Here is a 13,193-nt window from a genome sequence, read left to right on the forward strand (position 1 = left end):
CGGCCCCTCCGCCCGCAACCCCTCCGCCCCGTGCACGCAGCGGCCACCGACAAACGTCGCCAGCACACCGATCTCGCTGATCCGCTCACTCGGCACCGCGGTCGGGTCGTCGTCGAGCAGCACCATGTCCGCCCGCAGCCCCGCGGCGAGCCGGCCGCGTTCGTGTTCCTGGTGCGAAGCCCACGCCGGGTGCGCGGTGTAGGCCCGCAGCGCCTCTTCCGCACCGACCCGCTCGTCCGGGCTCAGCACGACCCCGGCGCTGGTCGTCCGCTCGATCATCGACCGCAGGCCGGCCAGCGGCGCGCCGACGCCGACGCACGGCCGGTCGGAGCTGCCCGGCACCCGCAGCCCGGCGTCCACGAAGGACTTCTGCCGGTACAGCCACGGCACCCGCGCCTCGCCCAGCGCCTCGGCCATCGTGTCGCCGATCTCGTACAGGAACCTGGCCTGCGGCACCGGGACCACCCCGAGCGCGACCAGCCGCGGCAGCTGGTCCGGCCGCACCATCGCGGCGTGCTCGATTCGGTGCCGCACGTCCGGGCGCGGCAGCACCCGCTGCGCCTCCTCGAACGCGTCCAGCGTCAGGTCGATGGCGCGGTCGCCGATCGCGTGCGCGGCCACCCGCCACCCGCTGCGGTGCGCGGCGACGATGGTGTCCCGCAGCACCTTCGGATCGTCCTGCAGCACGCCGAGCCCGCCGTGCGAGCAGAACGGCTCGGTCAGGGCCGCGGTCCGGCTGCTCAGCGCGCCATCGGTGAAGATCTTCATCGGGCCCAGGCGCAGGAACTCGTCGCCGAACCCGCTGCGCAGCCCCAGGTCGACGCCGATCGTGCCGGTGTCGACCGGGTTGCCGCCGAGCGGGTGCAGCACCTCGCTGGCCGGCATCAGCTCCACCCGCAGCGGCAGCGCCCCGCGTTCGCGCGCCAGGTGGTAGGCCGTCGCCTCGGCCGGGCTGTGCCCGATCCAGCCGCCGCCGATCCCGGCCTCGGTCACCGCGGTGAGCCCCTCGCTGACGTAGACCTTCGCGGCGCGCTCGATCGCCGCGGCCAGCTCCTCCACCGGGTAGGGCTTGACCAGTGCGTCCACCAGCTGCTGGGCCTGCTCGGCGAGCAGCCCGGTCGGCGCGCCGTCGTCGTCACGGGCCACCACTCCGCCCTCGGGCACGCGCGCCGAGCCGTCGAGCACCCCTGCCTGGGCGAGGATCGCCGAGCTCACCGTGCACATGTGCGCCGACCGGTGCTTGAGCCACACCGCGCGCCCGCCGCCGGCGCGGTCCAGCGCGGCGCGGTCGGGGTGACCGCCCAGCACGAAGTCGTCGTACTTCGAACCGATCACCCACGCGTCCGACGGCAGTTCGGCGGCCCGCGCGGCGACCGTGTCGTACAGCTCGTCCAGCGTGCGGCAGCCGGACAGGTCGATCTCGGCCAGCGACAGGCCGTACCAGACCATGTGGTTGTGGGCGTCGGCGAAACCGGGCGTGAGAACCGCGCCGCCGCCGTCGACCACAGTGCGGGCGGCCAGGCCCTCGACCTCCTCGTCGAGGCCGACGATCCGCCCGTGCAGCACGCCCACGGTGTGCGCGCGGGGACGCTCGTCGGACACGGTCAGCGCACGGACGTTGCGCACCAGCAGGTCGAGCACGTGGAATCCTCTCGGTCGGGGGCCCTTCCCCGCAGACTAGGGGTCCGGGCCGCCCGGCCGCACGCACCAAGGCCGCGCGGTATAGGTCGTTATACGCCCGGCCGGGACTCGCGGTAGGCGTTGACCGACTCGGTGAGCCCGCGCAGCGTCGCCCGCAGCTCCTCCAGCTCGTCCACGGGCAGGCCCATCGCGTCGCCGATCACGCCCGGCAGCGGCACGGCTTTCGACCGCAGCCCGTCGCCTTTGTCCGTGAGCCGGATGCACACCGAGCGCTCGTCGTCCGCGCGGCGTTCCCGGCGGACGAACTCCAGCTTCTCCAGTCTCTTGAGCAGCGGCGACAGCGTGCCCGAGTCCAGCGACAGCGCCTGCCCGAGGTCCTTGACGGACAGCTCGCCGTGCTCCCACAGCGCCAGCATCACCAGGTACTGCGGGTAGGTCAAGCCGAGCTCGTCGAGCAGCGGCCGGTAGAGCGAGGTGACCGCGCGGGACGCGGCGTACAGCGCGAAGCAGACCTGATCGTCGAGCCGCGGTGCGGCCGGTTCGGCCATGACTCCTCCTTGGTCAGCACTCGATCATCCCCCATCCGGCGGTCGCGCGCCATCCAGGGGTGACACATCCCATAGTAGGCAATTAAGTTGTGCACAAGATGGTTTGATGCAATAGACCGACCGGGAGCGACCCGGTCCCCGAAGCCTCAGGGAGACAGCGATGACCGCCAACCCGCACAACCTGGCCCTGGAACCCGCCGCGCAGGCCTTCGCCGAGGCGACGGACAACCCGCCGTACCTGTTCCAGCTCCCGCCGGAGGAGGGCCGCAAGGCCGTCGACGAGGTGCAGTCCTCGGAGATCGCCAAGCCCGAGGCCGACATCGAGGACCTCACCATCGAGGGCGGGCCGACCGGCCAGGTGAAGGTGCGCATCGTGCGCCCCGCCGGCGCCACGGGCACGCTGCCCGTCGTCCTCTACATCCACGGCGCGGGCTGGGTGTTCGGCAACGCGCACACCCACGACCGGCTGATCCGCGAACTCGCCGCCGGCACCGGCGCGGCCGTCGTCTTCCCGGACTACGACCGCTCCCCCGAGGCGCGCTACCCGGTCGCGCTCGAGCAGAGCTACGCCACCGCGAAGTGGATCGTCGCCGAGGGCGCGAAGCACGGCCTCGACGCGAACCGCCTGGCGATCGCAGGCGACTCGGTGGGCGGGAACATGACCGCGGCCGTGACGATCCTCGCCAAGCAGCGCGGCGACGTGACCTTCCGCCAGCAGGTGCTGTTCTACCCGGTCACCGACGCGAGCTTCGACACCGGCTCCTACCGGCAGTTCGCCACCGGCTACTTCCTCGCCCTCGAGGGCATGAAGTGGTTCTGGGACCAGTACACCACCGACCCGGCGCAGCGCGCCGAGATCACCGCCTCGCCGCTGCGCGCGAGCCTGGACGAGCTGGCCGGGCTGCCGCCGGCGCTGGTGATCACCGCCGAGGCCGACGTGCTCCGCGACGAGGGCGAGGCCTACGCGAACAAGTTGCGCCAGGCCGGCGTCCCCGTCACCGCCGTGCGTTACCAGGGCATCATCCACGACTTCGTGATGCTCAACGCGCTGCGTGAGACCAACGCCGCCGAAGCCGCCATCAACCAGGCGGTCGCGGTGCTGAAGAAGGCTCTGCAGGACTGAATTCCCGAAGGAAGGGACCGAAGTGATCCTCGACGAGGTGGCCACCAAGACCGTCGCCACCGCACTCCAGCGGACGCTGACCGATCTGATCGACCTGGGCCTGCTGGCCAAGCAGGCGCACTGGAACGTCACCGGCCCGCACTTCCGCGCCGTCCACCTGCACCTGGACGAGCTGGCCGCCACCACCCGCGAGCACGCCGACAGCGTCGCCGAGCGACTGGCCGCGCTCGGGGTCTCGCCGGACGGCCGCGCGAGCACCGTCGCCGCCGAGTCCACGCTGCCCGGCCTGCCCGCCGGACCGCTGGCCGACCGGGCCGTGGTCGAGGCCGTGACCGGCATCCTGGCCGCCACGATCAGCGGCCTGCGCGCCGGGATCGAGGCCACCGGCGAGCCCGACCCGGTCAGCCAGGACCTCCTCATCGGCATCACCGCCGAGCTGGAGAAGCAGCACTGGATGTTCCAGGCCCAAACACGCTGACCACCGACGGCGCCGGCCGGGTTCGCCCCGGCCGGCGCCGGTCGCGTCAGGCACGCAGGTGCCGGGCCAGGAACCCGTCGTCGACGCCGGTCCAGCGGATCGTGCGGTGGTCGCCCGGGTTGGCGTGCAACGTCTTCTCCGGTGAGGCGAAGGCGTCGAACAACGCGAGCGCGGAGTCGCGGCTGACGTGCTCGTCGTCCCACGGCAGCAGGAACTGGACCGGCACGGTGATCCGTCGGGCCGCCGCGATCAGCGCGTCGTAGGCGAAGAACCCGCCGCCGAAGATGGCCGCGGTGATCCGGGGGTCGGCCGCCGTCAGCGGCACCCCGATCGCGGTGCCGAGCGTGATCCCGCCGGCGTAGCCGACGGGCGAGTCGCCGAACTCGGGCAGCGCGCGCAGCGCGTCCAGAGTGGCCTGCCATTCCGGCACGGCGCGTTCCACCAGCGAGGCGGTGTAGCGGACGCCGGCGGACTCGAACCCGGGCTTGTCACCGGAGTCCATCGCCTGCCGGAGCGCGGCGCGGGCCCGCTCGTCGTCCGCGGTGCGCGGGCGGTCGCCGTGCCCGGGCGCGTCGATGGCGGCCACGTGGAAGCCCCAGGTGGTCACGGCGTGACGGGCGCGCGCGGCGAGCGCCGGGGTCTTCTTGTGCAGGCCGCCGCCGTGCCCCACCAGCACCAGGGGCGCGTGATCGGGAGCGGACGGGGGCGACCACAGCACACCGGGAACCTCGCCGACGGTGAAGTCGCGCTCGACGACCTCGTCGCCGGAAGATTCCGCGGTGAACCGGAAAGATTGCATGGGTTGACGCCCTTTCGGGAGTGCTGCGGGAAAACAGGCGCTCCCGGCGATCCCTACGTCAACCGCCCAGCCGTGACGCCGAGGGGAGCACCCACGTGCGTGCCAGGTTCATGGGTCTCACCTCCTCGCGGTCCGTCACAGCCGCAGGCAGGTTAGCCGGTCTCGTCGCGCTCCGCACCGGCATTTCCGGTCGCGGCGATGACGCGGGCGAGCGCGGCGTGCAGCTGCTCCAGCTCGGCGACCTCCATGCCGAGCGTCTCCACGACCCGGTACGGGATCTTCTCCGCCTCCGCGCGCAGGTCCCGGCCGGACTCGGTCAGGTCGACCATCAGCGCCCGCTCGTCGGACCGGTTGCGTTCCCGCGTCAGGTAACCCAGCGCCTCCAGCCGCTTGAGCAACGGCGAGAGCGTGGCCGGCTCCTGGCGCAGGGTCTCGGCCAGGTCCTTCACCGACCGGGGCGCGCGGTCCCACAGCGCGAGCAGCACCAGGTACTGCGGGTGGGTGAGGCCGTAGGGCTTGAGCAGCGGCCGGTAGATCCCGATGACGCTGCGGGAGGCCACGGACAGGGCGAAGCACACCTGCCGGTCCAGCGCCAGCGGGTTCTCGCCCAGGTCGATCGCGGTCATGTGGCCGAGCCTACTCCATCCGTGAGGGCACTGATAATTAATGCACTAACTCTTAGGGTACTGTGGGGCACGTGACCGAGCGCCGACGCCCCAATCCCCTCCAGTGGCTGTGGTACGCCCTCGGCGGCCGCCTGCCCGAGCAGCACCGCACCTGGGTCCTGCACGACGTCACCGCCAAGACCTGGCTGTGGCGGCACGCGGCGCGCGCCTCGGTGCTGCTCCTGCCGCTCATGCTGGTCTGGCTGCTGCTGCCCGGCCCGCTCACCCTGCGGCTGAGCCTGGTGCTCATGGCCGGGATCGTCGGGTTCTTCTACTCCCTCGTCTACGCCGAGGAGAGCGTCGAGAACCGGATCCGCAAGCACGGCTACCCCTACGGCACCGCCCGCAAGGTGCGTGCCGAGGCCAAGGAGGAGGCCGAGCGGGAGGTCAAGGAGCGCTACATCGCGCGCTACCGCTCGCCGCAGTAGGACACCAGCCAGTCCACCGTCCGGTCGAGCACCTCCCCGGCCGCCTCGCGGAACCCGTGCCCGGCGCCGGCAATCGTGCACCAGCTCGTGTGGTTGCGCGCCAGCGCGGCATCCCGTGCCACCTCGTAGGGCACGTGCTCGTCGGCGTCGCCGTGCAGCACCAGCGCGGGCACCGTGCTCGCCAGGAACGCCGCACGCGGGTCGAGCCGGGCGAACTCCTCGAACAGCTCCGCGCCCAGCTCGAACCGGCCCTCGATGTCCAGGAAACCGTTCTCCCGCAACGACGACCGGTCGCCGTAGAGCAAGCGGCCCCGCGGCAGCGAGGGCTCCAGGAACGTCGCGCGCAGATCGAGCACCGGCTGCCACAGCACCAACCCGGACAACCGGTCGCCCAGTTCCGGCAACGACAGCGTGGTGCTCACCGCGCCGAAGCTGGACGCCACCACCGCGACCCCGCGGCCTCGTGCGGCCGCCCAGTCCACCGCCGCCCGCAGGTCCAGCCGCTCCCCCGCGATCGTCATGTCCCGGGGCCGGCCCGCGCTCGCGCCGTGCCCGCGGAACGAGAACCGCAGCACCTCGAAGCCGTGCCCGGTCAGCCGGTCCGCCAGCGCGCCGAACAGCCCGTTCTCGGTCAGGTCGCCGGTGATCCCGTGCGCCAGCACCACCACCGGGCCGTCCCCGGGGTGCCGACGGGCGTCCAGTGTCAGCCCGTCGGCCGTCCGCAGCTTCACGGCAGGTACAGCACGGCGGTCAGGATCATCCCGCCCAGCGCGACCACCCACGTGTAGGGCAGGGTCGAGATCATCGCCCGCTCCGGCCGCACCCCGGCGTACTGCGCGCTCCACACCGTCTGCGTGCTCGTCGGGTCGGAGACGCTGAACACCTGGTTGTAGGAGGCCATCAGGCCGACCACCGCGGGCATCGGGTAGATCCCGCCGGACACCAGCACGCCGGCGACCCCGGCGCCGAGGCCGAACACGTTGAGCGGCCCGCGGAACAGGCACAGCGGCACCAGCACCGTGAACACCAGCACGAACGCGACCGCGCCCGCCGGGCTGATCGCCGACACGATCGGCGTCAGCGCGGCCTTCGCGCCGGGCAGCTTGACCGCGGCCAGCAGCATCCCGATCGCGATGAACAACACGATCGGCGGGGCGGCCACGTCGAACGCCTTGTAGAGCGAGCGCAGCGCCTGCCCGTTGAAGTTGCCCCACCGGGTCGTGGTCAGCAGCGCGAACACCACGCCCGCCAGCAGCGACGGCACGATCGGCACCTTCAGCCCGAGCGCGAGCACGATCGGCACCAGCGGGGTGAGCAGCGCGTACCAGGGCGCGTCGCCGCGGCGGACCCGCGCGCTCGGCCGGGCGGCCTTGACCGACCAGGTGTGCCGGGCGCCGCGGCGGCGGGTCTCGATCAGCACGTAGGCGATGCCGGCGACCAGGGCCAGCGGGAAGAGCTTGATCATGATCGAGCGCACGTCGGACACCGGCGCGCCGAGCGCGTCGGACAGGAACTGCCACACCGGCAGTTCCAGCGGCGAGCCCGCGGCGATGCCCATCAGCACCGTGCCGCCCGCCACCACCGGGGCGACGCCGACCGCGATCATCGCGGGGATGCCGACCACGCCGGCGAGCATCGCGGCCGGGGCGGACCCGGTGATGCTGCCGCACAGAATGGCCACGGCGAACACGCCGAGCGCCACCACCGAGGGCCGCTCGCCACCGAACTCCACGATCTTGCGGACCAGCGTGGCGGCGATGCCGGTGTCGTCCATCAGCGCGCCCAGCCAGGAGCCGAGCAGCACCGCGATCATCGTCGCGGCCAGCGCGGGCGCGCCGTTCTGCAGGACGGTGGTGAGGATGCTGTTCTTGTCCCCGGTCAGGGGCGCGCCGGACAGCACGGCGATGCCCAGCGCGAGCAGCACGAGCGCGAACGCGGTCGGCAGCACGCGGGTGAGCATCAGGACCACGCCGGCGGCCATCAGGGCCAGGATCGCGATTCCCATGGTCAGTCTCCAGCTCGCAGGGAGGCGGCGAGTGCCGCGGTGAGGAGCAGCGGGCTCTTGCCCAGGCCGCTGCGGCGGTGGGCGAAGCGGTGCGCGACGAGCTCGTCGGCCCCGGCGACGTGGCCGGGCACGCGGAACCGCCCGAGCCGCATGGCGGTGTGCCCGAGGCGCCGGTTCAGTTCGCGCCCGGCGCCGTGGTGCAGCCGGTGGTGGACCAGCTCGTGCGCGACGGCCGCGGCGCGCAGGGCCTCGGCCGGCACGTCGGCGTCCCAGCCGTGGCGGACCGCGATCCGGCGCAGCAGGGCCAGCGAGTCGCGGTAGACGGTGACGACGCCGCGGCGCGCGTGGTACTCGGCCAGCAGAACTTCGCCGTCGCGGCGGCCGCCGTCGGCTTCGGTCACGCGCACCGGCGGGTCCGGCTCGTCCCGGTCAGCCAGTTCGTCGCCGAAGGCCAGTGCTGTTTCGGCCCACCGGGCCAGCTGCTCCGCGGGCCGGTTCTCGTGCGTGGGGGTCTCGCGCAGCAGCCGGACGGCGAGCTCCACATCGGACTGCCCGGTCACGGCCGGTCCGCCACGACAGCCACCACCGGCTCCTCCGGCGCGCGGGTCTTCAGCTCGGCGCCGATCAGGGCCACCAGCTGGTCGCGGTCGAGCACCCCGGACAGGTCGGCGATCTTCGGGCCGACCAGCAGCCACACCGCGGGCGCGCGGGACCCGCCGTCGCCGTAGCGGGTGTGCCGGTCGACCACCGTCGCGAGCCGGCCCGGCGCCTCGCCGACCGTCGTGCTCTCCACCAGCGCGCCCGCGCTGTGCAGGCGGATCACGCCCTCGCCGTCGACGACGCGGACGTGCTGCACCGGACGGCGGAACCGGCGGCGCGCCCGCGCGCCCCACACCCGGTGCTGGGGCGTGGCCGCGAGTTCGGTGACCTCGGCGGCCGGGACGCCCATGCTGCGGGCCACTTCGGCCCGCACCGCGGCTTCGTCCACAGTGGCCGCCCGGTCCTTCGTGCGCAGCTCGGTGGCGCCGGTGGCGACCGCGCGGATCAGGTTGCGCCGCGGGTCGACCGTCACGTCCACCTCGACCCCGGCCGGGTCCGCGCCCTGCTCGATCACCGCCGCCTCGGCCGCGGCGCGGGTGGCGAGGATGTCGGCGTTGGACGGGCTGGGCACGATCCGCTCGACCGACTCGCGCACCAGCGCCAGCGCCGCGCCGAGCGGGCTGATCACCTCGCTGTGCGCGGCGAGCTTCCAGTCGTGGCCGGTGTCCTGCCCGAGGAACGGCGTCACCGCGGCCGCTCCCCCGCCCCCGCCGACGAGCGTGATGTGCTCCAGGCGGTAGGCACGCACCAGCTCGTCGACCACGGCCCGGACCGGTTTGACCGCCTGCCGCAGCACGGCGCGGGCGGCCTCGTCGACCGAGGCGTCGAGCGCCTGGGCGAGCGGCAGCAGCGCGAGCCGGGCGGACTCGGCGTCGCTGCGGGCGTAGGCCCCGGACGGGACCGCGCCGAGGGCGTTGGCCGCGCAGGTCAGGGTCAGCGCGTAGCGGGCGCCCGACGGGGACTCCAGGGCGACGTAGTCGGCCGGGTCGTCCGGGCGCGGCGCGATGGTGACCAGCTTGGCGCCCGCCAGGGCGGAGGCCGGCGCGAAGCAGGCGTAGGACAGGCCGGCGATGTGCGCGCTGCGCGGCCCGACGTCGGTGACCGCCCGGCCGGAGAACCGGACCAGCGAGCCGCCGCCGATGCCGACCGTGCGCACGTCGAGCGCGGGCAGGTAGGTCTCCCGGCCGCCGAGGTGCGCGTGCCCGACCTGGACCCGGCCGCGGCGCACCACGCTGATGTCGGTGGAGGTGCCGCCGGTCTCCAGGAAGATCCCCTCGGACAGCTTCTCCCCCATCAGCGCGCCCGCGACACCGGCGGCCGGCCCGGACAACGCGGTCAGCAGCGGGCGGCGGCGCATCTCGGGCAGCGACATCACGCCGCCGTCGCCACGCATCACCATCAGCGGCGCGGTGATGCCGGCGCGGGTGACGCTGCGCTCGACCAGGTCGGCGGTGGTGATCATGCGCGGCATGATGCCCGCGTTGAGCACCGCGGTGCGGGCGCGCTTGGCCAGCCCGTACAGCCCGGTGATCTCGTGGGTGGAGGTGCCGGGCAGGCCCTGCTCGTGCACGGCCGCCATCACCAGCCGCTCACCCTCGGGATCGTCCACACTGAACGGTTCGACCGCCACGACCACCTCGGCGCCGTCCGCACGCAGGTTCGCGATCGCCTCCTTCACCGCGACCGGATCGCCCGGATCCCGCACCGCGGCGAACCGGACGGGCAGTTTGCGGCCCGGCGCGAGCTCCAGCCTGCCCAGCGCCCGCAGGCGTTTCGTGGCGAAGCCGTCGAAGCCGGAGCCGATCCCGGCGATGCCCACGGTCGCCACGTCGCCTTCGAGCAGCGCGTTGGTGGCCTGCGTGGTGCCGTGCGCCAGGAACGACACGTCCCCGGCCCCGATTCCGGCACTGGCCTGCAGTTTCTCCAGCGCCTCGAGGATCCCGGCGGCGACGCCGTCGGCGTGGTCGTGGCTGGTGGGAACCTTGACCTGGGCGAGAAGTTCGAACGAGCGCGCGTCGACGGCGACGGCGTCGGTGAACGTGCCACCGACGTCGATGCCGATCCGGACACCAGCCCGGCGGGGATGTTGCGTCATTGCCACACCTCCTTGGTGTGCAGGGATTTGATGCGGAGCGGCTTGCGGGGCGGCGCGGGTAGCGGAACCTGAGGCGGCCCCTGGCTGTGGGATCGCCTCCTGATGACCGCCAGGTCACCACGGCGGCGGTGCCGGTTGACGGCCCACCGCAAGCGGCTCCGCCCCTTCGGAAACAAAAATCAGTAGCCGCGGACCTCGGGCCAGTGGCGTTCCACGCCGGACTGGTCGAGCAGCCGGGCGAACTCGTCGAACAGCTTCTCGTCGTCGCGGACCTGGTGCGGTTCCACGCCGCGGCGCAGCGCGAACCCGGCCAGGTGCCCGGCGACCTCGCCGACGTTCCACTCCACCGGGTGCAGCCGGTAGCAGCCGTTGGTGATGTGCGTCGTGCCGATGTTCTTCGCGGCCGGCACCAGGTTGCGCACCCGCCGCGGCAGCAGCGCCCCGAGCGGGATCTCGAACGGCACGCTGGCGACGTCGACGTAGTTGTCGCCGGAAGTCGAGGGGTGCAGGTCGATGCGGTAGCTGCCGACGCCGACCGAGTCGGCGTGCCGCTTGCGCCCGTGCGGGCCGAGGACGTCCAGCGAGACGTCCTGCTCGGTGACGGTGGTGACCGCCTTGATCCGCCGCGATTCCCGCACGTAGGCGGACTTCGCGAGGCCGTCCGCGGTGCCGGTCACGTCGTGCCGCAGCTTCAGCCCGGGGAAGCCGGTGCCGCCGTCCGCGCGTGGCGCTTCGGTCTGCAGCCAGTACAGCACCGACAACGACAGCTGCTTGGCCTCGTGGTGGGCGCGGGCGATGTCCTCCGGGCCGGTTCGGCCGTCGATCTCCAGCGCGGGCCGCAGCCAGTAGTCGTTGAGCGGCCAGTTGACCAGGGTGATGTCGGAGTCGAACGCGCCCGCGTCGTGCAGGCCGCGGGCCAGGATCCGGCGGAAGCCCCACAGCTCCTTGTCACCGGCGTCGGCACTCTGGTCGGCGGTGATCGCGAGCGGGTCGCCGTCCGGGTTGGGCACGAAGGTGCGCTCGACCGGCTCCAGCGTGCGCGGGTCCGGCGCGAGGAACCCGAGCAGCGGGCCGGGCCAGAACTCCGGGGCGTAGGAGCGCCAGAAGTCGTACATCTCCGGCCGGTCGATCACGTGGTCCTGCCCGGCGTGGTGCGACAGCGCGAAGCAGTAGGTGATGCCCTGCAGGTTGGCCGGGTCGGCGTGCTCGGGGGCGTGCGGCTCGCCGTGCTCGTCGCGCGACTCGGCGCCCACGGCGAACTCGGTGCCGGTCATCGGCAGCAGGTCGCCGTTCTCGGTGGCGTCCAGCACGTAGCCGGCGCGGACGGTGGTGCGGGTGCCGTCCCGGCCCTCCAGGGTGACCGCGTCCACCCGGTCGCCGGTCGTCTCGGCCGCCACCGGGCGGTGTTCGAGCAGGACGGTGACGCGCCCGGCCGCGCGGTGCGGGGCGAGCATGGCCTCCAGCACCGCCAGCGCGACCTGCGGCTCGTGGCACAGCTTGCTGACCCGGCCGGCGCCGGGGTTGAGGTCGGTCAGGCGCGCGGCCTCCGCCCGCAGCGGGTAGTGGCGCCGGTAGTAGTCGCGGATGCCCTCGCGCAGGCGGCGGTAGGTCACGGTCGAGCCAAACCGCTCGATCCACGGGTTCTCGTCCGGCGGCACGGCTTGCGCGGTGAGCTGTCCGCCGAGCCAGTCGGTCTCCTCGGTGAGCACGACCCGGTGCCCGCCGCCCGCCGCGGCCAGCGCGGCGGCGACGCCGCCGAGTCCGCCGCCGACGACGAGGATTTCGGTGTCGAGTTCAGGCATGGTCCCTCTCCGGTGCGGGGCCGGCGGTCGTGCCGGCCACGGGCGGGCACCGCAGCAGCTGCTGCGGCGTGGTCTCGGTTTCGGTGATCAGGTCGACGAGCAGGCGCACGGCGCGCCGGCCCATCTCGCGGCGCGGGATGTCGAAGCCGCTGACCGGCTCGTCTCCCGGGGGGCGGCCGAGCACCGCCAGCGACAGATCGTCCGGTGTGGACAGTCCGGCGGCGTCGAGTGCCTGGCGCACCGCGGTGTAGGCGGCGCCGGTGTCGGTTTCCTCCACGACGATCGCCGTCACGCCGTCGGCGAGCCAGCCGCGGACTGTGTCAGTGGTCAGCGCGGGCCCGTCGAGGCGGACGATCCGCGCGTCCGGCGCCGCCTGGCGGAGGCCGCGTTCGCGGTCGGCCGAGGAAGGCGCCTCGTCGGCTTCCCGCACGTACAGCAGGTTCCGGTGCCCCAGCCCGGCCAGCCGTGTGGCGACCTCGGCCGAGGCCGCGACGTAATCCGCGCCCACGTAGGGGATGCGGCCGCCGAGTTCCTCGCGCCGTCCGATGTAGACGAGCGGGAACCCGGAGTCGACCAGCTTCGCGATCGGCTCCTCGGGCACGTGCCGCCCGAAGAACAGGCAGCCGTCGGCGACGCGGGTGCGCCGGATCGCGGCCTCCCCGGACGCCTCGGCGCCGCTCAGCCCGGTGAACAGGATCAGGTCCTGGCCGAGCGCGGCAGCCTCCTCCTCGACCCCGACCAGGATCGGGTAGTAGGAGTCGGCCACCTCCATCGGGAACGTGGCGCGGAAGGTGTAGAGGCCGAGCATGTTCGAGCGCGCCGACGCCAGCCGGGTCGCGACCGGGTGCGGCACGTAGCCCAGGTTCTCCGCCACTTCGAGCACCCTGCGGCGCGTCGACTCGGCCATCCGCACCCCGGACCGGCCGCCGAGCACAACCGACACCGTGGCCTGCGAGACGCCGGCGATGCGGGCGATGTCGGCCTGCCGGGGCATGTCACGCCTGGACGG

The 13,193-nt window shown here is 73.4% G+C and carries 13 protein-coding genes; 3 read left to right on the forward strand and 10 right to left on the reverse strand.

The features are described from left to right. Both L2C96_RS03395 and L2C96_RS03400 read right to left on the reverse strand, forming a co-directional pair. Positions 1-1,641 (reverse strand): amidohydrolase (locus L2C96_RS03395; protein ID WP_237335065.1); only part of this gene is annotated, 1,641 nt, incomplete at its 3' end. Positions 1,642-1,730: 89 nt separating this feature from the next. Then, positions 1,731-2,189: a MarR family winged helix-turn-helix transcriptional regulator gene (locus tag L2C96_RS03400; protein ID WP_020423244.1), complete on the reverse strand. Its 459-nt coding sequence runs from the start codon at positions 2,187-2,189 to the stop codon at positions 1,731-1,733. A 160-nt stretch (positions 2,190-2,349) separates the two neighbouring features. Between L2C96_RS03400 and L2C96_RS03405 the strand changes: the two genes are divergently transcribed. Together L2C96_RS03405 and L2C96_RS03410 are read left to right on the forward strand one after the other, a co-directional pair. Beyond that, entirely contained in the window at positions 2,350-3,312 is a 963-nt protein-coding gene (locus tag L2C96_RS03405; RefSeq protein ID WP_237335066.1) for an alpha/beta hydrolase, read from the forward strand. Between the two features lie 22 nt (positions 3,313-3,334). Beyond that, entirely contained in the window at positions 3,335-3,790 is a 456-nt protein-coding gene (locus L2C96_RS03410) for a Dps family protein (RefSeq protein ID WP_237335067.1), read from the forward strand. Between the two features lie 46 nt (positions 3,791-3,836). On the opposite strand, the gene L2C96_RS03415 is transcribed toward L2C96_RS03410, so the two are convergent. Then, the gene (locus tag L2C96_RS03415; protein ID WP_237335068.1) at positions 3,837-4,589 is read right to left on the reverse strand and encodes a dienelactone hydrolase family protein; all 753 of its coding nucleotides are present in this window, start codon (positions 4,587-4,589) and stop codon (positions 3,837-3,839) included. Between the two features lie 152 nt (positions 4,590-4,741). Then, the gene (locus L2C96_RS03420; protein WP_017982263.1) at positions 4,742-5,215 is read right to left on the reverse strand and encodes a MarR family winged helix-turn-helix transcriptional regulator; all 474 of its coding nucleotides are present in this window, start codon (positions 5,213-5,215) and stop codon (positions 4,742-4,744) included. A gap of 71 nt (positions 5,216-5,286) precedes the next feature. Here L2C96_RS03420 and L2C96_RS03425 point away from each other — a divergent pair, with 71 nt between their 5' ends. Next, the gene (locus L2C96_RS03425; protein ID WP_237335069.1) at positions 5,287-5,682 is read left to right on the forward strand and encodes a DUF5313 family protein; all 396 of its coding nucleotides are present in this window, start codon (positions 5,287-5,289) and stop codon (positions 5,680-5,682) included. Here the strand turns inward: L2C96_RS03425 and L2C96_RS03430 are convergent. From L2C96_RS03430 to L2C96_RS03455, 6 genes are all read right to left on the reverse strand, one after another. Further along, positions 5,664-6,413, reverse strand: a complete 750-nt coding sequence (locus L2C96_RS03430; RefSeq protein WP_237335070.1) for an alpha/beta hydrolase family protein — start codon at positions 6,411-6,413, stop codon at positions 5,664-5,666. The genes L2C96_RS03425 and L2C96_RS03430 overlap by 19 nt on opposite strands. After that, positions 6,410-7,687: a transporter gene (locus L2C96_RS03435; protein ID WP_237335071.1), complete on the reverse strand. Its 1,278-nt coding sequence runs from the start codon at positions 7,685-7,687 to the stop codon at positions 6,410-6,412. Before L2C96_RS03435 ends, L2C96_RS03430 begins: the two co-directional genes overlap by 4 nt. Positions 7,688-7,689: 2 nt before the next feature. Then, positions 7,690-8,247, reverse strand: a complete 558-nt coding sequence (locus L2C96_RS03440; RefSeq protein WP_237335072.1) for a hypothetical protein — start codon at positions 8,245-8,247, stop codon at positions 7,690-7,692. Then, on the reverse strand, positions 8,244-10,382 hold the full coding sequence (locus L2C96_RS03445) for a hydantoinase/oxoprolinase family protein (RefSeq protein ID WP_237335073.1): 2,139 nt from the start codon (positions 10,380-10,382) through the stop codon (positions 8,244-8,246). The genes L2C96_RS03440 and L2C96_RS03445 overlap by 4 nt, the downstream gene beginning before the upstream one ends. Before the next feature lie 179 nt (positions 10,383-10,561). After that, a complete protein-coding gene (locus L2C96_RS03450) occupies positions 10,562-12,184 on the reverse strand; it encodes an FAD-dependent oxidoreductase (protein WP_237335074.1) in 1,623 nt (540 codons plus the stop codon). Continuing rightward, a complete protein-coding gene (locus L2C96_RS03455; RefSeq protein WP_272881978.1) occupies positions 12,177-13,178 on the reverse strand; it encodes a LacI family DNA-binding transcriptional regulator in 1,002 nt (333 codons plus the stop codon). The genes L2C96_RS03450 and L2C96_RS03455 overlap by 8 nt, the downstream gene beginning before the upstream one ends. Positions 13,179-13,193: the final 15 nt, after the last annotated feature.

The sequence above is a fragment of the Amycolatopsis tucumanensis genome, from assembly GCF_021654135.1.
GTDB classification, from domain to species: Bacteria; Actinomycetota; Actinomycetes; order Mycobacteriales; family Pseudonocardiaceae; genus Amycolatopsis_E; species Amycolatopsis_E tucumanensis.